The 20844-nt window shown below is 33.3% G+C and carries 16 protein-coding genes; 6 read left to right on the top strand and 10 right to left on the bottom strand.

Annotated features, from left to right (window positions below; all coding sequences use genetic code 11):
• Positions 1-19: 19 nt before the first annotated feature.
• Positions 20-643, bottom strand: a complete 624-nt coding sequence (gene plsY, locus AC1RPV_RS02420; protein ID WP_481761324.1) for a glycerol-3-phosphate 1-O-acyltransferase PlsY — start codon at positions 641-643, stop codon at positions 20-22.
• 180 nt (positions 644-823) lie between these two features.
• Here plsY and parE point away from each other — a divergent pair, with 180 nt between their 5' ends.
• The 5 genes from parE to AC1RPV_RS02445 all read left to right on the top strand — a co-directional run bounded on the left by parE (position 824) and on the right by AC1RPV_RS02445 (position 8028).
• Positions 824-2842, top strand: a complete 2019-nt coding sequence (gene parE, locus AC1RPV_RS02425) for a DNA topoisomerase IV subunit B (RefSeq protein WP_481761323.1) — start codon at positions 824-826, stop codon at positions 2840-2842.
• 24 nt (positions 2843-2866) lie between these two features.
• Complete coding sequence (gene parC, locus AC1RPV_RS02430; RefSeq protein ID WP_481761409.1) at positions 2867-5299, top strand: DNA topoisomerase IV subunit A; 2433 nt, start codon at positions 2867-2869, stop codon at positions 5297-5299.
• A gap of 105 nt (positions 5300-5404) precedes the next feature.
• Positions 5405-6361 carry a LysR family transcriptional regulator gene (locus AC1RPV_RS02435; protein ID WP_481761322.1) on the top strand — a complete coding sequence of 319 codons (957 nt, stop codon included), beginning with the start codon at positions 5405-5407 and terminating at the stop codon, positions 6359-6361.
• 16 nt (positions 6362-6377) lie between these two features.
• Positions 6378-7307, top strand: a complete 930-nt coding sequence (locus tag AC1RPV_RS02440; RefSeq protein WP_481761321.1) for a manganese-dependent inorganic pyrophosphatase — start codon at positions 6378-6380, stop codon at positions 7305-7307.
• A 61-nt stretch (positions 7308-7368) separates the two neighbouring features.
• Positions 7369-8028, top strand: a complete 660-nt coding sequence (locus AC1RPV_RS02445; RefSeq protein WP_481761319.1) for an HD domain-containing protein — start codon at positions 7369-7371, stop codon at positions 8026-8028.
• A gap of 42 nt (positions 8029-8070) precedes the next feature.
• On the opposite strand, the gene xerS is transcribed toward AC1RPV_RS02445, so the two are convergent.
• The 3 genes from xerS to AC1RPV_RS02460 all read right to left on the bottom strand — a co-directional run bounded on the left by xerS (position 8071) and on the right by AC1RPV_RS02460 (position 11077).
• Positions 8071-9141: a tyrosine recombinase XerS gene (xerS, locus tag AC1RPV_RS02450; RefSeq protein WP_409022540.1), complete on the bottom strand. Its 1071-nt coding sequence runs from the start codon at positions 9139-9141 to the stop codon at positions 8071-8073.
• A gap of 622 nt (positions 9142-9763) precedes the next feature.
• The gene (locus AC1RPV_RS02455) at positions 9764-10630 is read right to left on the bottom strand and encodes a DegV family protein (RefSeq protein ID WP_481761318.1); all 867 of its coding nucleotides are present in this window, start codon (positions 10628-10630) and stop codon (positions 9764-9766) included.
• 27 nt (positions 10631-10657) lie between these two features.
• Positions 10658-11077, bottom strand: a complete 420-nt coding sequence (locus tag AC1RPV_RS02460; protein ID WP_481761317.1) for a MarR family winged helix-turn-helix transcriptional regulator — start codon at positions 11075-11077, stop codon at positions 10658-10660.
• A 155-nt stretch (positions 11078-11232) separates the two neighbouring features.
• Between AC1RPV_RS02460 and AC1RPV_RS02465 the strand changes: the two genes are divergently transcribed.
• Positions 11233-12936 (top strand): NFACT RNA binding domain-containing protein, encoded by a 1704-nt coding sequence (locus AC1RPV_RS02465; RefSeq protein ID WP_481761316.1) that lies wholly within the window; start codon positions 11233-11235, stop codon positions 12934-12936.
• Between the two features lie 42 nt (positions 12937-12978).
• On the opposite strand, the gene pyrE is transcribed toward AC1RPV_RS02465, so the two are convergent.
• From pyrE to AC1RPV_RS02495, 6 genes are read right to left on the bottom strand one after another with little or no spacing between them, the layout of a single operon-like run.
• Positions 12979-13605 (bottom strand): orotate phosphoribosyltransferase, encoded by a 627-nt coding sequence (gene pyrE / locus AC1RPV_RS02470; protein ID WP_481761315.1) that lies wholly within the window; start codon positions 13603-13605, stop codon positions 12979-12981.
• On the bottom strand, positions 13606-14319 hold the full coding sequence (pyrF, locus tag AC1RPV_RS02475) for an orotidine-5'-phosphate decarboxylase (protein WP_481761408.1): 714 nt from the start codon (positions 14317-14319) through the stop codon (positions 13606-13608).
• Between the two features lie 16 nt (positions 14320-14335).
• Positions 14336-17521 carry a carbamoyl-phosphate synthase large subunit gene (gene carB / locus AC1RPV_RS02480; RefSeq protein ID WP_481761314.1) on the bottom strand — a complete coding sequence of 1062 codons (3186 nt, stop codon included), beginning with the start codon at positions 17519-17521 and terminating at the stop codon, positions 14336-14338.
• A gap of 2 nt (positions 17522-17523) precedes the next feature.
• Positions 17524-18600 carry a carbamoyl phosphate synthase small subunit gene (locus AC1RPV_RS02485; protein WP_481761313.1) on the bottom strand — a complete coding sequence of 359 codons (1077 nt, stop codon included), beginning with the start codon at positions 18598-18600 and terminating at the stop codon, positions 17524-17526.
• 3 nt (positions 18601-18603) lie between these two features.
• Positions 18604-19893 carry a dihydroorotase gene (locus AC1RPV_RS02490; RefSeq protein WP_481761312.1) on the bottom strand — a complete coding sequence of 430 codons (1290 nt, stop codon included), beginning with the start codon at positions 19891-19893 and terminating at the stop codon, positions 18604-18606.
• Entirely contained in the window at positions 19890-20840 is a 951-nt protein-coding gene (locus AC1RPV_RS02495) for an aspartate carbamoyltransferase catalytic subunit (protein ID WP_481761311.1), read from the bottom strand. Before AC1RPV_RS02495 ends, AC1RPV_RS02490 begins: the two co-directional genes overlap by 4 nt.
• Positions 20841-20844: the final 4 nt, after the last annotated feature.

The following is a 20844-nucleotide window of genomic DNA, read 5'->3' on the forward strand; positions in this document are numbered from 1 at the left end:
AAAAAAATCGATGAAATAATCATCGATTTTTTTTATTTCGTAAATATAATCCAAGACCAAAAGGTACCATACTCTCAGTACCATTTAAAATACGTTTTATGTTGTCTCTATGTTTATAAATAACAAATATAGTCAAAATACCTGCAATACTAGTTAATAACCAATCTTGAAATAATATCGCTGTTATCGTAATACCAATAAATCCAATGACACTTGCAACACTTACCATACTCGTTAAAAGTATTAAAGAAATAAACATGGTACAAGCGATAAGAAAAAATAGCGGATTATACGGTAATAAAATACCCGCACCAGTAGCAACTGCCTTACCACCTTTAAATCCAGTAAATATTGAGAATGTATGTCCAGCTACTGCACCTACACCAATTAGTAAAGGACTAACGGTTGATGCGACCCCAAACATATAAGGGAGGCTTGCAGCTATAATTCCTTTTGATATATCCATCACTAAGACAACAGTCCCTGCTTTTGGTCCAAGAACTCGATAAGTATTAGTTGTACCAACATTACCACTACCAAAATTTCTGATATCCTTTTGATAAAAATATTTTCCAATCCAAACCCCTGATGGAATTGATCCTAAAATATAAGCGATAATCAACATTAATATGATTGTACCCATGATAATTCACTCCTTTCAGCCAGTAAATCCAATAAGTAGTATTTTAACATTCTTTTAAGAAGACACCAAAATTTTTTATAAAATAGAACATCTATTCGGATTTCTCTTTACATTTTAAAAAAGAATAGGTTATTATAGTAACGTTACTGTAGGAATACAGAGTAAGGGGCGTTTAACTGAATGACTAATCAAAATAAAACAAAATACAATGATGATTCAATTCAAGTTCTTGAAGGACTAGAAGCAGTTAGAAAACGACCTGGTATGTATATTGGGTCGACAGATGGCAAGGGATTACATCATCTTGTCTACGAGATTGTTGATAACGCAGTTGATGAAGCCTTGTCAGGATATGGTTCACAAATCGACGTTACAATCCACAGTGATAACAGTATTACTGTTGTAGATTATGGTCGTGGTATGCCTATTGGTATGCATGCATCAGGAATACCAACTGTTGAAGTTATCTTCACTGTCTTACATGCTGGTGGAAAATTTGGCCAAGGCGGATATAAAACGTCTGGTGGACTACATGGCGTTGGCGCAAGTGTCGTTAACGCATTATCTTCATCATTAACAGTTGATACCGTTCGTGATGGTATTCGTTATGAAGAAAAGTTTAAAAATGGTGGGCATCCAGTTGGGACTTTAAAAAAATTAGGTGCAACTAAACGAGCAAATGGAACAACAGTAACTTTTAAACCCGATGAAAGTATTTTTTCAACTACAATTTATAAGTATGATATTTTAGCTGAAAGATTAAAAGAGTCTGCCTTTTTATTACGTGGTGTCAAAATTGTTTTAACAGATGAAAGAACTGATAAACAAGATATCTATCATTTTGAAGAAGGTATTAAAGAATTCGTTGCTTATTTAAACGAAGACAAAGATACACTTGGCGAAGTGATGTATTTTGATGGCATTAAAGATAAAATTGAAGTAGAAGTTGCAGCACAATATAATGATGGCTACTCAGAAAACTTAATGTCCTTTGTTAATAACGTTCGGACAAAAGATGGTGGTACACATGAAGCAGGAATGAAGTCTGCTTGGACAAAAGCATTTAACGAATATGCCAGAAAATTAGGTCTTTTAAAAGATAAAGATCGTAATTTAGAAGGTAGTGATGTTCGAGAGGGCCTTTCAGGAGTCATTTCAGTGCGAATACCTGAAGAGTTATTGCAATTCGAAGGACAAACGAAGGGTAAATTAGGTACACCCGAAGCAAGATCTATCGTCGATAGCGTTCTGAGTGAAAAACTTGGGTTTTATTTGATGGAAAATGGTGAGTTTGCACAAGAACTTGTTAGAAAATCAATTAAAGCTAGAGAGGCTCGAGAAGCAGCTCGTAAGGCTCGTGATGATTCAAGAAATGGGAAAAAGAAAAAGAAAAATGATCGCTTATTATCTGGGAAATTAACACCTGCACAATCGAAAAACGCTAAGAAAAATGAGTTGTTTTTAGTCGAAGGTGATTCTGCCGGTGGTTCAGCTAAACAAGGTCGTGAACGCAAATTCCAAGCCATTCTACCTTTACGTGGTAAGGTATTGAATACTGAAAAGGCAAAATTACAAGATATTTTAAAAAATGAAGAAATTAATACAATGATTTATACAGTTGGCGCAGGTGTTGGTGCTGAATTTAAGCTCGAAGACAGTAACTACGATAAAATTATTATCATGACTGATGCTGATACTGATGGTGCGCACATCCAAACCTTATTATTGACATTTTTCTATAAATATATGCGTCCACTAATTGATGCTGGGAAAATCTATATTGCTTTACCACCTTTATATAAAATTCAAAAAGGAACGGGTAAAAAAATAGAGAGTATCTATGCTTGGACCGATGAAGAGCTTGATAAAGCAACAACAAAAATTGGACGTGGTTACAACCTACAACGATTTAAAGGTCTGGGCGAAATGAATGCAGATCAATTATGGGAAACAACTATGGATCCAATGACAAGAACTTTAGTTAGAATTCGAATTGATGATCCTGCACTTGCTGAAAAAAGAGTGACAACCTTAATGGGCGACAAGGTAGAACCTCGTCGAAATTGGATTGAAGAAAATGTTCAATTTTCACTTGAAGAGGACGGTAGTATCCTTGATAAGGTATCAAGTAAACAAGTTACTGATTTAAAAAATGAAGAAGATTTAACATTATTTGAAGATCAAACAACGACTGACTAAGGAAGGAGGATTATTAATTTGGCTATAGAAAAAGATACATCAAAAATTCAAGAGCTGACCTTAGAAGATGTTATGGGTGAACGATTTGGTCGTTATTCTAAATATATTATTCAAGAACGTGCTTTACCTGATATACGTGATGGCCTAAAACCTGTTCAACGTCGTATTTTATACGCAATGAATCAAGATGGTAACACATATGATAAAGGGTTTAGAAAATCTGCTAAATCTGTCGGAAATGTTATGGGTAATTTTCATCCTCATGGAGATAGCTCAATTTACGAAGCTATGGTCCGTATGAGTCAAAACTGGAAATTACGAACACCATTAATTGAAATGCACGGAAATAATGGGTCAATGGATGGTGATTCTCCTGCCGCAATGCGTTACACAGAAGCTCGTACAAGTAAAATTGCGACTGAAATGCTACGTGATATTGAAAAAGAAACGGTTGATTTCGTATTGAATTTTGATGATACGGAGTATGAACCAACTGTTTTACCAGCAAGATTTCCTAATTTGTTAGTAAATGGTGCAACGGGAATTTCAGCTGGGTATGCAACTGAAATTCCACCTCATAATTTAAGCGAGGTTGTTGATGCCGTTGTTTATTTAATTGGTCATCCAAATGCGACTTTAGATAAATTAATGTCATTCGTTAAGGGCCCCGATTTTCCAACCGGTGGTATTTTACAAGGACTATCCGGCATCCAGAGTGCTTATAAAACGGGGCGTGGTAAAGTAGTCGTTCGTTCTAGAACTGAGATTCAAGAACTAAAGGGTGGTAAAACACAAATTATTATTTCAGAAATTCCATACGAAGTGAATAAAGCTGTTCTTGTTAAAAAGATGGATGAAATTCGCTTATTAAAAAAAGTTGATGGGATTGCTGAAGTTCGAGATGAAAGTGATCGTGAAGGACTACAAATTGCAATTGAATTAAAACGCAACGTCAATGCACAAGGTATTTTAAATTATTTATTTAAAAATACTGATTTACAAATTTCGTATAATTTCAATATGGTTGCAATTAACCATCAACGACCTGAGTTAGTTGGCTTAAAAAAATTCTTATCTTCGTACTTAGAGTATCAATTAAGTGTTACGAAAAAAAGAACTGAATTTGATTTAAAAAAGGCTGAGTCTCGTCAACATATCGTTGAAGGGTTAATTAAAGCTTTATCAATTTTAGATAAAGTAATTAAAGCAATCCGTGCAAGTAAAGATAAAAAGAGTGCTAAATTAAGCTTAATGGATCTGTTCGATTTCACAGAAAAACAAGCTGAAGCAATTGTTTCATTACAACTGTACCGCTTGTCTAATACAGATGTGACTGCGCTTGAAAAAGAAAATGCAGAGCTTGCTGCAAAAATTATTGATTACAAAGCAATATTGGCAGATCCTAGTAAGTTATCTGATGTTGTGAAAAAAGAGCTTAAACAAGTATCTAAAGAATATGCCACACCTCGACTAACTGAAATTCAAGAACATATTGAAGACATTAAGATTGAAACAGCAGTTTTAGTAACTCCCGAAGATGTTCAAGTATTAGTTAGCCGTGATGGTTATCTCAAACGTAGCTCATTACGGTCATTTAACGCCTCAGGAGTAAATGAGAATGGTTTGAAAAACGAAGATCAAATTGTATTTAATGAATCTGTTAACACATTAGATCATCTATTTATGTTTACAAATAAGGGAAATATGATTTACCGTCCAATTCATGAAATAACTGAGGCAAAGTGGAAAGATACTGGGGAACATATTTCACAAACTATTGGATTAGATACTGATGAATATTTAATTAAAGCATTTTCTTTCAAAAAAGTGAATGTCCCTGGTAAATTTGTTTTTGCAACTAAAAATGGATTCATTAAACAAACACTGGTTTCCGACTTACAACCCGGACGAACTTATAAAGGTCATGCAAGTAAATTCATGAAATTGAAGGAAGCTAACGATGATGTTATCTTGATTTCATACTTGAAAGAAACGGATGACTCGTTATTCATTTTTAGTGCTTCACATGATGGGTATGGATTAAAGTATCCTCTCGAAGAAGTTCCTGTTGTCGGATCTAAAGCAGCTGGTGTAATCGCGATGAATCTTAAGAAGGATGATTATGTTGCCGCTACTTGTTTAGTAACTGAACATAGTCAGATTGGATTATTAACACAGCGCGGTTCATTTAAGCGTATGGCTGTATCAGAAGTGAGCTCGACAAGTAGGGCGAAACGTGGCGTTCTTGTTCTTAGAGAGCTTAAGAAGGAACCTCATAGAGTCGTTGGCATGAAACTCATTACTAAAGATGTGAATTTAAATGCCCTTACTGAAAGTGGCAATGAATTTATTATCGAACCAATGTCATATCCGCTATCTGATAGATATTCAAATGGTTCATTTGTTATTGATACAGAACAATTAGGAATACCTAATAATTTAAATGAGATTAATTAATAATTAAATTGTTAAAAAAAGGCAAATTTGTTTGCTCTTTTTTTTTATTACGCTTATTATACTAATATGACTATTAATTTCTAGAACTGAGGAGATCACGCTAATATGAAAACAAAGCAAGAAAATATATTTTCATCAAAAACGTTAACATATTTTTTACAGCTTGCAGATATAATGAATTATACGCAAGCAGCCCAAATATTAGGAATCACACAACCTGCATTAACACAGCAAATTAAAAAATTAGAAAGAACAGTTGGTGCACCACTTTTTTATTCTGTTGGTAAAAAATTACATCTTTCTGATGCTGGCTATACAATGCTAGATGCAACACACCAAATCTATGAAACATTAAATAAAGCAACGAATGAAATTCAACAATCAACAAGTGCAACACAAGGAGAAATTACTATCGGGATTTTGGCTTCAATCGAAGACGAAGTGTTTGATGATTTTGTTATCCAGTACTATAAAAATAATCCAGATATTATTGTGTCATTCCATTTACTAACGCGTAAAGAAATTTGGAGTGAACTTGAGAATAATAAAATTGATTTAGCTATTATGTATCTTCCAGATGAAAGTATTAAAAACTGGAAACCATACGAAAGTAAGAAAATCTTTACTGAAGATTTATTGTTTTTACATCATAATGAAAAGTTATCTTCTAAAAAGAAAGTTAGACTTCAAGAAACAATTGATAATGTTTGGGTCACTTATCCAAGTGATTATTATCTTGATAAAACAATTAAAACAATTTATCAAAATCAATTAGTTAACCTGCCAAAGAGTGTTGCTAGATTTACATCACCCACACAGATTTTAAAATTTGCTCGTGCAACACATGCTTATTCAGCATTACCAACTTCATTTTTAACGGCTCATCCTGAAAGCAAAGACCTTTGGACATCTCATTTTGATCCAGAAATAAAATTTGATTTGTCATTTGTCTTTAGAAAAGATAAAGATGAAATTCCTAGAAATGAACATTTTTTAAATGCATTTGATAAATTTTTAGAAGAAAAAGATTACATGACTCGACTTAAAGAAATTAACAAATAAAAAGGAGATTATAATAATGACTAAACAATTAATTTTTGGACATCAAAGTCCTGATACAGACGCAGTTGTAGCTGCTAAAGCATTCTCATATCTACAAAATAAATTAGGTTTCGATACTGAAGCCGTTACCTTAGGAACATTAAGTGAAGAAACAAAATTTGTTTTAGATTACTTTAATGAACCTGAACCAAGAATTATTGAAACAGCTAAAAATGAGGTTGAATCAGTTATGTTAGTTGATCATAATGAATCTCAACAAAGTGTTTCTGATATCGCTGATCTTGTTGTAACAGACGTTGTCGATCATCATCGTATTGCTAATTTCACAACCAATATGCCTCTTAATTTCCGCGCAGAGGCTGTCGGTTGTTCAAGTACCATCCTATGGAAAATGTTTAATGAAAACAATATTGAAATTCCTGCTAATATTGCAGGATTAATGATGTCAGCTATTATTTCTGATACATTGTTATTCAAATCACCTACAACGACTCCAGTTGATATTGAAGCAACTAAAGCACTTTCTAAAATTAGTAACACTGATTACAATGTATACGGATTAGATATGTTAAAAGCTGGAACTAATTTATCTAGCAAAACTGAAACAGAATTGATTAACGGAGATGCCAAATCTTTTGATATGGCTGGTAAAACAGTACGTGTTGCTCAAGTTAATACCGTTGATTTAGAAGAAGTTTTTAACCGTGAAGCTGCACTAGTTTCAGCGATTGAAGATGATAGTAAAGCTAATAATTATGATTTATTCTTACTATTAGTTACAAATATCCTAGACAGTGATTCAGAACTATTAGTTGTTGGAGAACCTAAAGAAATGGTTGAAAAAGCCTTCAACACAAAACTTTCTGATAACAAATTGTCATTACCTGGTGTTGTTTCAAGAAAAAAACAAGTTGTTCCTCAATTACAAGCTGTTTTTGAAGCTTAATAAAAAATCTTAAAAGTTTAGACTTTATCTCTAAGCTTTTTTATTTTAAGGAGAATTTAGGATGCTACCTGAAGAACAAATTCAAGCAGTTAAAATATATACGCAAAATAAATTAGCGTCAGATACTTCTGGACATGACTTTGCTCATATTGAACGAGTCGTTACAAATTCAAAAACGATTGCCTCAGAAATTCATAATATCAATTATTTAATAATTGTTCTTAGTAGTTATTTACATGACGTAATTGATGATAAAGTAGTCGATAATGTTAAAGAAGAAGTAACTAATTTAACAAATTTTTTAACATCTATTGATTTAACTTCACTTCAAATTAATGATATTTTAATAATTATTAAATCAATTTCTTTTAAAAACCAATTGAACGATAATACTATTAACTTGCCCGAAGAAGCAAAAGTTGTTCAAGATGCTGATCGATTAGATGCAATTGGTGCTGTCGGTATTGCTAGAACTTTTTATTACGGTGGACATGTTGGCAGTAAAATATATGATCCACATCGTGGTCCAAGAAGAAATATGACCCCAGAAGAATACAGGAATATTGAGAATCAAACGGTCATTAACCATTTCTACGAAAAGTTATTGACACTTACAGAAACAATGAACACTGAACCAGGAAAACGAATGGCTAAAAATAGACATCAAATTATGTTAGATTTCCTTGAGAATTTCAAATCTGAATGGGAAGGAAAGTCATAAAATAAAAACGATTAACTCAATATCGAGTTAATCGTTTTTATTTTATAATTTATTAATAGCATTCCGTTGTTCTTCATCAATCATATGGGTATATAACGCAGTTGCACTTGTCGAACTCTGACCCAATTGTGTTGCTACAAGTTGTTCATTCTTCGTCTCTAGGTACAATTTAGAAGCGAGTGTATGGCGTAGTTTATGCGGCGTAACACGGACTTTAAATGCAGATGAGTACTTGGCTACCAATTTTTCAATTGTACCACTCTCAATGCGTTTTCCAATTCCACGATATGATGAACAAAATAGGGCTTTTTCCATTTTATCTACTTTATAGTTCATTGTACGCACTTCAATATATTTAACAAGATAGGGGATTACCCACGGTGCAATTGGCACAGTATCCTTCTTGCCACCTTTTCGAATGACGGTAATATTATTTGTTTTTAAATTTAAATCAGGTAGGTCACTATTTGCAACTTCTGAAACCCGTAAACCACTACCTAGCATTAAAGCGTTAATAGCAATATCGCGATCTTTATCCCGTTTGAAAAAGGAAAGACCTTTAGGCTTTAACAAATCGGCATATTTTTGATCAATAAAGTTAATATAATCACGATCTTCAGTTCCAAGCATTAATTTATCTTTAATATTTGCTGCACGTGTAGCAAACGTTTCGTTATCTTTTACGACAGTAATTTTTTTCATCACATTACGATAAAAATATGGCTCTCCATCTTCTTTTTCCGTTTCTTCAGAAAGATACCTGAACAATGAAGAAATCGCTGTTAGAGAACGATTTACAGTGCTCCTAGAGAGTTGTGTGTTGCTATTTGCATTATTTGATTTACTTCTAGAAAGTAGGGAGGATTTATATAGTTCCATATCTTCCTTTTTTAAATGTTCTAAAACACTAATATCGATTGTCTTAATTGATTTTTCGTTAACAATACCTTCTGCCAGTAACCAATCAAAAAAACGTCTAAACTCTGTTAAATATTGATATAACGTTGCATTGGATAGGGGGATTGTAGATTTAGATTGATAGTATTCCTGCGCATACCAAGGTTGGTACTGTAATTCATTCTCAATTAATTCTAAATATTTTTCTTTTCTCAAAAATACACCTCATTATAACGGATAGTTTAATACGTAGAGAATAACACATTAAAGAGTTACAATTCAACTTTAATGAAAGTTGAACGCAAAATGTTCTTATATCAAACAGTATGATACATATTATTTAAAATTAGTGTTTATTCACAAAATAACTAATATATTTAATACTTTAGATTTTAAGTAATCCTTATATAGCTAATACCATAATTTGGCAAATTATGGTCGTCATGCTTGATATGTATCTACAAATATTAGTGTTAATTATATAATTTATTGGAGAATAATAATTGTAAATATATTTTATGATGAACAAATTATATTTACATAAAATAAAATGAGCGAGATACAAATACAAAACGAATGATAATTTAAATAGACTTGTTTAAAATCAGTAAGATATTGCGCTACTAAACTTTCATTAAATTGTGTGTTTTAACTAAAGTTGGATAGTGTTAATATGATAAGTCTCAATTTACCACTCATTTGATGCTTTTAAACTTTATCTATTAACTTAAAATTATTTTCTCCGACATACTATTATCTAGTCACAGTTACATCTTAATTATTATTTGAAAACAAAAAACTAACAACCGATTAAACCGGTTGTTAGTTTTAATAACTCTTAAGCTTGATCAAAGTCTTTAATCCACGCTAATGCTAATGCTTTTTCACCTAAATGTGTCCCAATGACTGGTCCAAAGTAACTGATATCAAATGTCATATCAGGATATTTCTTCTTCATTTTAGTCTGCCACTTAATTGCTGACGTTTCATCATTTGCATGAATAATAAGTCCACGTAAAGGATAATCAACAGATGCACGATGCTCTTCAAATAAATCTTCTACACGCTTAATTGCCTTCTTAGTTGATCTAATCTTTTCAAATGCAACAATTTTATTTGAAACACTATCAAATGTTAAAATTGGCTTAATTTTAAGAACACTTCCAATAAAGGCTGAAGCATTAGACAAACGACCGCCTCGTACAAGATTTTGCAAATCATCAACAATGAAATATTCACCTAACGTTGTCTTCAAATCATCTAATCGGGCAATGATATCATCGATAGAGGCATCTTCTTTAGCCATTTTAGCAGCTTCCAAAGCTAAATATCCCATTAACATAACTGTGATACCAGAATCATACGGTATCACACGAGTTGACTCAATTGTTGGTGCTATATTTTTTAAATTATCAATAAATCCTGAAATTGTATTTGTTAAATGAATACTTAAAATAATATCATAGCCTTCGCTACCTAATTTATCATATAAGTTAATCATTTCCCCAACAGAAGGCTGTGAGGTACTTGGAAAGGATGCAGATGTCTTTAATTTTTCATAGAATCCTTCAGTTGTAATATCAACGCCTTCATTATAAATTTTATTGTCAATAATGACTGGGATAGGAATTATAGTAATATTGTTCTCTTCAATCTGATCTTTAGATAGGTACGAAGTACTATCTGTTACAATTGCTATTTTCATTAATTAAACACCTCATTTTATGACGGTTTAAACGTCAGTCCTCGTTAGACTTTTGTCTAAGCGATTTAATAATATTCTTAATAAATTTTGTTCATCTTCTGGCCACTTTTCAAAAATAGTTGCTTCAAGTTCAGTAAAACCTTTATCAACTGCTTTTGACGACTCAACGCCGATTTCAGTCATTGTATAAATCAATTGGCGTTTATCGTCACCGATACTATGCTTATCAAGCATTTCTTTTTCAACTAAGCGTTTTAATTGTCGACTTAGTGTTGAGATATCTAGATCTGTTTCTACGGCCAATTTTTCCTGTGTGTTAAATTTAGCACTTATTTTCTTTAATAACTGCCACTCAGATATTGTTAATTGATTTTTTTTAGTTAAACGTTGTAAAATCACTTTATACTGTTTATCAATTGATAGTAAGTTTTCAAGACTTGTTTTCATTTTGTTGACCCCTTAAATTCGATATACCTTGCATTATACAATATATAGACTAAAAATGGCAAGAAAACTATTCAATAATGATTCTTTGCGATTTATCGTTTAAAACGTTACACTTGTAGTTATTAAACATATTTTATAGAAAGTGAGTTGATTAAATGTCATTTGATGGCGTTTTTACTCATGCAATGATTAGTGAACTAAGAACCAAACTAATCGGTGGTCGGGTCTCAAAAATATCACAACCCTACCCTAATGAGGTTATTATTACAATTCGTGCAAATAGAAAGAATCAACCCTTACTATTATCTGCACATTCAAGTTATGCTCGTGCACAAATTACAAATATTCCCTATTCAAATCCTAAAACACCAACTAATTTTACTATGATGCTTCGTAAATATTTAGAGAGCGGTCAACTTGTAGCAATTGATCAGATTGCTAATGATCGTATTATTAATTTTTCATTTTTAACTAGAAATGAACTTGGTGATGAACAACCTCTAATTTTAAGTTTAGAAATGATGGGACGTTATAGTAATTGTCTACTAATTAATCCAACTAATGATAAGGTTTTGGATACCATTAAACATATTAGTTCAGACCAAAATCGATATCGTATGCTAATACCTGGTGCAACCTATCGTCAGCCACCAGCTCAAGATAAATTAAATCCATTTACAGATACAACTGATACATTTAAAAAACTTTTATCCGAGTTTCCAAATAAGGAAGTCCTAGCGAAGGAACTTCAAAATAGCTATCAAGGTCTCGCTGGTCAATCTAGTTTAGATCTTGCAACTGCACTTCATACTAATGTTGAAGACCCTAGTGTCAGCTGGTCAACTTTCTTCACACAATTTGATACACCGACACCAACTATTTTATCTGGCAAACGTCTTGATTTTTCGGCCATTCCAAATAAAGAAATTGGTACTGGTCAAGAATTCGATTCATTAAGCGAAATGCTGGATACTTACTATCTCGATAAAGCAAATAAAGACCGCGTTCAACAACAAGGTAGCCATTTAATCCGCGTTGTTAAAAATGAGCTCAAAAAGAACCGTGGTAAACAAAAAAAATTAGAAAAAACTTTAAAAAATACTGAAACAGCGGATCAATTACGGGTCCAAGGTGAATTATTAACTACTTATCTTCACTTAGTTAAACAAGGAATGACAGAAGTTTCATTACCTAATTTCTATGATAATGAAAAAGAAATGACCATTCAATTATCCAATCAAATTTCACCTTCAAAAAATGCACAAAAATATTTTAAAAAATATCAAAAACAAAAGAATGCAGTTATATTTGTTAATGAGCAACTTCTCCTAAATAAAAAAGAAATTGCTTACTTAGAAGAAATTCAATCAGAAATCGAGTTAGCTGAACCTAAAGACTTACCAGATATTAAGGTTGAATTACAACAACAAGGTTTATTAAAAGAACAAAAATTGAATAAAAATAAAAAAGCAATTAAAATTAAAATAAGTAAACCAGATGAATATTATGCAACAGATGGAACCCTTATCTCTGTTGGTAAGAATAATCTTCAAAATGATCAACTAACCATGAAGACAGCCAATAAATCTGACATCTGGCTACATGCTAAAAACATTCCTGGTTCCCATGTAATTATTCACAGTTCTAATCCTAGTGATGAAACAGTCACAGAAGCGGCTAACTTAGCTGCTTATTTCTCAAAATATCGTCAATCAGCATCTGTTCCAGTAGATTATATCCAAGTTAAACGGATTAAAAAGCCCAATGGCTCAAAGCCAGGTTTTGTTGTCTACGAAGGTCAAAACTCAACCTTTATTACACCAGACTTACAAAAAATTATGGCTATGCGTCGTAAATAAAAAGTTTCAACTAAGAAATTATTCTTAGTTGAAACTTTTTTACTATAACCAATTACTTGGATTGATACGCCATTTATCCAATAATAATTTTTCATCAGAATTAATTTTTTCTTGTTCCTTAGCTACTTTAATAAGTGTTGAATAATTAGTTAATGTCTCAAAAGGTGTTTTAATATCAGCAAAATTTGTCGTACTTGCCGCTAGTTCATAACTAAAAATACCGATGACACCTAGAACATCAGCGCCTTCATTTTTTGCTGCATTAACTGCTTGAATAACACTTCCACCAGTTGAAATGAGATCATCAATTAAAATAGTTTTTTGTCCTTTGATTAATCGTCCTTCAATTTGTTGACCAGTACCATGATCTTTAGGCTTTGTTCTAACATAAATTAACGGTAAATTTAATTCATTAGCAATCCATGCTGCATGGGGTATTCCTGCAGTTGCCGTTCCTGCAATTACCTCTGTATCAGGATATTTTTCACGAATAATACCTGCTATGCCTTTAGCGATTCTAGTACGAATTTCAGGATAACTAATCGTTAACCGATTATCACAATAAATTGGACTTTTTAGTCCACTTGCCCAAATAAACGGCTTCTTTGGCGATAAAGTTACGGCACCAATCTCTAATAAATCACTGGCAACTGTCTCTGCTAAATTCATTTAAGCTTCCTCCCACATTTTTTTGATTGCTTGGTAAGCAGCAAACGGATCTACTGCTTGCGTTATTGATCGTCCGACAACGATGGCGCTACTTTGATTTCTTTTTGCAGCAGCTGGTGTCATTACTCTTTTTTGATCACTTACTGCCTGCCCTTCCAATCGTATTCCAGGTGTGACTGCCAAAAAGTTTTTGGAAGTTGCTTCCTTAATTATTTTAGCTTCTTGTGCTGAACAAACAACACCCGCTAATCCAGCTAATTCTGTTAACTTAGCGTAATTAACGACACTTTCAATTAATGGTCGTTCAACCAATTGTTCCGTTTCTAGTTGTTCTTGGCTGGTAGAAGTTAATTGTGTAATTGCGATTATTTTCGGCATTTTTATTGAGGAATTACCTTGGTCTAATCCATCTAATGCATATTTCATCATTTCAACGCCACCAGCCGCATGGACTGTTGTTAATGAAATACCTAGTCGACTTAAACTGGTCATAGTTTGCCGAACAGTATTTGGAATATCATGACATTTTAAATCAAGAAAAATGTCATGCCCCTGATCAATTAATTCTTCAACAAAACGAGTTCCTTCACTGTAAAACAATTCCATACCAACTTTAACAAATAGTTGTTCATCTTGAGGAAATAACTGTAAAAAATCTGTCGTTTGCATTCTATTCTGAAAATCTAAAGCAATGATAGGTCGATTAATCATTATCTACTCCCCTTAATTTTTATAGTGCTGCTACTGAAAATGACTGGCTTTCTAACGCTTGAATAAGTACATCAACAGTTTGTAAAGATGTAAACAATGGAATATGTTGCATTACTGATATTTTACGCGTTTGATAACCATATGATGCTTTATCGTGATCATCTGATAGTGTATCGATAACAAATTGAACGGTTCCAGTTTGTAACAAATTATTAATATCATCTAATTGTCGGTTAACGCTTAATGCCTCTGTACTGGTAAACGTTTTAATCTGATTATCTAAAAAGAAATCAACCATTTTTGGTAATGTTAAAACTTTGTAACCAAGTAAAACAAATCGTTGAACAAGTGGTAATATAGCATTTTTATTTTTGTCGTTAACATTTACTAATACGGAACCATTACCTGATAAACTAATATTAGCGGCTACTAATGCTTTGCAGAGTGCTTTAGAAAATGTTTGATCCGTTCCCATAACTTCCCCGGTTGATTTCATTTCTGGTCCTAGAAATGGATCAACATCATTCAATTTACTAAATGAGAACACAGGCGCTTTTACATGAACAGAACTAGATTCTGGGTATAAACCATCCTGGTAACCTTGTTCTTGCAAATCATAACCTAATATAATTTTAGTCGCTACCTGGGTCATTTTAATACCTGTTACTTTACTTAAAAATGGAACGGTACGACTGGCACGTGGATTAACTTCTAAAATATAAAGTTCATCTTGATGCACAATAAATTGAAGGTTCATTAATCCCACACATTTTAGTTCAAGTGCAATCTTTTTAGTTGCATTAACGATTTCTGCTTTAATCTTGTCTGATAGATGTTGTGATGGATATACAGCCATTGAGTCGCCTGAATGAATTCCAGCATGTTCAATATGCTCCATAATTCCTGGAATTAAGACAGAAACACCATCACAAATTGCATCTACTTCACACTCAATACCTTCAAGATAACTATCAATTAAGATTGGATGTTGTGGTGCGATTTTAACGTTATTTAGCAAATATAATTCGAGTTCAACCTGATTTTGAACAATCTCCATTGCACGTCCACCTAAAACATAGCTAGGTCTAACAAGAACGGGATAACCGATTTCTGTTGCTCGCTTAAGCACATCTTCTTGTGTTATTGCAGTCTTACCAATGGGTTGTTTTAATCCTAGATGCTTAATCGCTCGGTTGAATGACTCTCTATCCTCAGCACGATCCAAATTGTTAACAGACGTTCCTAATATTTTAATGCCATACTGTTGTAATCCCGCAGCAAGATTAATTGCTGTCTGTCCACCAAACTGAACGATTACACCTAAAGGTTTATCAACATCAATCACATTTAAAACATCTTCCAATGTTAATGGTTCAAAATATAATTTATCAGCGATTGAAAAATCAGTTGAAACGGTTTCTGGATTACTATTCATGATAATTGCTTCATATCCTGCGTCACGGATAGCTCTAACACAATGAACTGTTGCGTAATCAAATTCAACACCTTGACCAATTCTAATGGGACCAGAACCAATAACCATAATTGCTTGTTTTTTACTCTTTAAACTCTCATTCTCATGTTCGTACGTACTATAAAAGTATGGTGTGGCTGATTCAAATTCCGCAGCACAGGTATCAACCATTTTATAAACTGGAATAATATTATTTTCTATTCTAAACTTTCTAATATCCTCCGAAGTTTCGTGCCAAATATCAGCAATAACTTTATCACTAAAACCATGTTTTTTAGCTTCAATAAGGACGTCAATATCTTTAATATTGATACTTAGCGACATTTCAATTTCGACTATGTGTTTTAATTTATCCAAAAAGACTAAATTTATTTTTGTTAGTTTTTCAATTTCTTCAATTGTGTACCCGCGACGTATTGCTTCTGTTAAATAAAACAATCTCTGGTCAGTTGCATTAACCAACTGGTTTTCAAGTTGGGAGTCAGTTGCATTTTGAGCATTATCTAAGCACAAGTAATCTTCATCAATTTCTAAAGATCGAACTGCTTTTAACAAGCTTTCTTCCATATTACGACCAATTGCCATAACCTCACCAGTTGCCTTCATTTGCGTTCCAAGTGAACGATTTGCTCGATTGAACTTATCAAATGGCCAACGTGGTATTTTAGCAACAACGTAGTCCAATGCTGGTTCGAATTCAGCAAAAGTTGTTTTAGTCACTGGATTTAAAATCTCATCTAAATTCAATCCAACTGCTATTTTGGCAGCTATCTTCGCAATTGGGTATCCCGTTGCTTTTGAAGCTAATGCTGATGAACGACTTACACGCGGATTAACTTCTATAATATTATATTTAAAACTATGAGGATCTAGAGCAAGTTGTACATTACAACCACCTTCTATTTTTAAGGCCCTAATTAATTTCAAGGATACGTCTCGTAACATCTGATACTCTCTATCAGATAAGGTTTGAGTTGGTGCAAAGACAATAGAGTCTCCTGTATGAATACCAACAGGATCAAAATTTTCCATGCTACAAACAACAATTGCATTATCAGCGTGGTCTCGCATAACCTCAAATTCAATTTCCTTGTATCCTGCAATACTCTTTTCTATCAAGCATTGTGTTGTTGGTGATAGCTCTAATCCATTAACAACCGTTTTACTAAGTTCTTCAGCTGTTTTACATAGACCACCACCAGTCCCACCCATTGTAAATGCAGGTCTAACAATAACTGGGTATCCTGCAATATCTGCAAATTCTAGCGCACTCTCTAAGGTTTCAACAGTTAGTGATTCCGGAACGGGTTCATTTAACTCTTGCATTAATTGTTTAAATTGTTCACGATCTTCAGCTTGATCAATTGATTTTAATTTAGTACCTAATAATTCAATGTTTAATTCATCTAATATACCTGATTGAGACAATTCCATAGCTAAATTAAGGCCAATTTGACCACCTAAAGTTGGTACAATGGCATCTGGATACTCTTTACGTAAAATACCTGAAACTGATTCTACCGTTAAAGGTTCAATGTACACTTCGTCTGCAACTTCTTTATCCGTCATAATTGTAGCTGGATTGGAATTCACTAAAACAACTTCGTAACCCTCTTCTTTTAAAGATAAACAAGCTTGTGTACCAGAATAATCAAACTCTGCGGCCTGACCAATAATAATAGGACCAGATCCAAGAACCATTATTTTATGGATATCATTTCTCTTAGGCATATTTATTTTCTCCCAACTCGGTTTATCATTTCAATAAATTCATCAAATAAATAATCTGCATCATGTGGACCAGGCGCAGCATCCGGATGAAATTGGACACTAAATGCTGGATCAGTTTTATGTTTAATTCCTTCAACAGACTCGTCATTAATTTCACGATGTGTCACTATCAGTTTATCTGAATCGATAGAATCGCTATCCACCGCAAATCCATGATTTTGTGAGGTGAAATCAATTCGTCCAGTTGCAATTTCTCTAACCGGATGATTAAATCCACGATGTCCGAATTTCATTTTATATGTATCTGCACCGTTTGCTAGTGCTAGTAACTGATGTCCTAAACAAATACCAAAAATCGGAAATTTAGGTTGTATCATTTTGATCATCTCAACAACCTCCGGTAAAGTTTTGGGATCCCCTGGCCCATTCGATAATAGGACACCATCAGGTTGTAAATCAGATATTTGTTTTGCAGTTGCATTATACGGTAAAACAATTACGTTGCAATCACGCTTAGATAACTCTCGCAAAATACTGTGCTTTAACCCAAAATCGACTAATACAATGTTTAATTTTGTTCCAGGATTAGGATAGGGTTTAATCGTTGAAACTTGTTGGACGATATTTTGGTTGAGTACAGTTGCACTCATTGCATCAAAGGCATGATTTAAATCAGCATCGGAATCAATAATGCTTCCTTTCATCGTTCCTACATTTCGTAATTTCTTTGTTAATTCGCGTGTATCAATGCCATATATTCCAGGAATATCCTTCTGTTTTAAAAATTCATCTAAGGTTAATTGTTGACGCCAATTGCTAGAAACCCTAGCAACATTATTAACGATAACGCCCTTGCATGAAGGTTCTATTGATTCATAATCATCCAAATTAACACCATAATTACCAATAATAGGATTAGTAAACGTGATAATTTGATTACTGAATGATTGATCTGTAATCGTTTCTTGGTACCCTGTCATTCCAGTCGTAAAAACGACTTCGCCAGTAGTTGAGGCCATTGCTCCAAAACTAAATCCTTTAAAAATACTTCCGTCTTCTAAAATTAAGAATCGTTTCATGATTTACTCAACCTTTCGACTATCATATTTGATTTCACCGCTAACTAGCGTTAACATTGTTTTCCCATAAATTTTTTGCCCTGTAAAAGGACTATTTTTACCTTTTGAGACATAATCTGCTTCATTAATTGTTTGCTCATTTTTGATATCAAAAATTGCAATATCTGCTACTGAACCAGGCTCAAACGTACCACCATTTAGATTAAACTGTTTGGCTGGCGCTTCACTCATTAGAACAATAAGTTGGGCTAATGTTAAAATCCCTGTTTTAACCATTCTTGTATATAACAACGGAAAGGCCGTTTCACTTCCAGTTATACCAAAAGCGGCATTAAGCATGCTACCGCGTTTTTCATCTTCACTATGTGGTGCATGATCTGTCGCAATCATATCGATTGTGCCATCTAATAATCCCTCGATCAAAGCTAGGCGATCTTCTTCAGTTCGTAATGGGGGGTTCATTTTAAAATTACCATTATCCATATGAATGTCTGAATCCGTTAATAATAAATGATGTGGTGAAACTTCACAGGAAACATTAATTCCATGACTCTTAGCAAGTCGAATTAATTCCACACTTTCTTTTGTAGAAACGTGACACATATGATAGTGAACACCCGTTTTTTGTGCAAGCATTAAATCTCGGGCTAATTGTGATGATTCTACAACCCCCATAATACCAGGTAGCCCTAGATTTTTTGCACGAACACCTTCGTTCATGACGCCACCAAATAATAATGAGTTATCTTCAACATGAGAGACAAGTGGTAAATTAACCTTTACTGCTTCTTTCATTGCAAGATACATTGTTCCAGCTGTCTGAATACCTGAGCCATCATTTGTAAAGGCGAATGCCCCGGCTTTTTTTAATTCTCCAAAATTTACTAATTCTTCAGAAGTTCTACCTTTGGTAATTGCAGCATATTGGGAAATATGTACTTGTCCGTCTTTTTGATTACGTCGCTTTATTTCAGCAAAATGTTCTAACGTATCAGGAACAGGATCTAAATTAGGCATGGCTCCTACTGTGGTAAAACCACCTCGGGCAGCGGCCTGACTTCCTGTCTTAATCGTCTCTTTGTATTCAAATCCAGGTTCCCTGTAATGGACATGAACGTCAATTAACCCGGGTACAACAATTAAATGTTCTGCATCAATAACTAAATCAACATTTAACAGTTCATCAGCTAAATTAGTGCCAATTGCTTTAATTTTGTCGTCTTCAATCAAGATATCTTGTTGGCTAAAACTATGATTCAAAAAAACGGTTCCGTTTTTAATTAATTTCTTCATGCTCTATTAGCCTCCATTAAATGACGTCCGTTAATGACAGCTTCTAAAATGGCCATTCTAACAAATACCCCATTCGTCATTTGTTTTACAAATCGTGATTGTTCACATTCAACTAATTCACTGGCTAATTCTACATCTCTATTAATCGGACCCGGATGCATAATAATTGTTTGTTTTTTTAATTTTTTACCGCGTTCAATACTTAATCCAAATTTTTCATGATAATTCTTTTTCGAAAATTTACTATCATCCGTATGACGCTCATGTTGGACACGTAGCATCATCATAACATCAACTTCACCAACTAATTCGTCCATTTCTAAATACTGACCGTATGCTTCAAATTCTTCAGAAAACCATTCCTTTGGACCTGAAAAGTATAATGAAGCACCTAATTTTTTTAATAATTGCATATTACTTTTAGCAACTCTCGAATTAGTTAAATCTCCTACAATTGCAACTTTTAAGTCTTTAAATGTCCCAAACTCTTCTTTAATCGTCATCATATCGAGTAAACATTGTGAAGGATGTTGTCCACTCCCATCTCCACCATTGATAATACCAACTCCCAAATCATTATCACCAATTAATTGTTGATAATATTCATTCTCAGGATGGCGGATAACTGCGATTTGAGTCCCAATAGCACCCATTGTTAAAACAGTATCGTATAAAGTTTCACCTTTACTGAGTGCACTAATACTTGGATTAAATGAGACAATGTTTAATTTCATACGTTGCTCAGCTACTTCAAAGCTACTATGTGTTCTGGTACTATTTTCAAAAAATAAATTTGTTGTAAAGATAGGATGTTTTAAGTTAAATAATGACGGATTTCGTTTAAACTTTTCAGCTCTTTCAATTAATGCTTCAACTTCTTCTGTAGATAGATCCTCGATTGATACTAAATGTTGTAACTGAACTAAATTTGTCTTTTTATCTAACAAAATA

It is taken from the genome of Dellaglioa sp. CoH-55-MRSF-9, assembly GCF_056782155.1.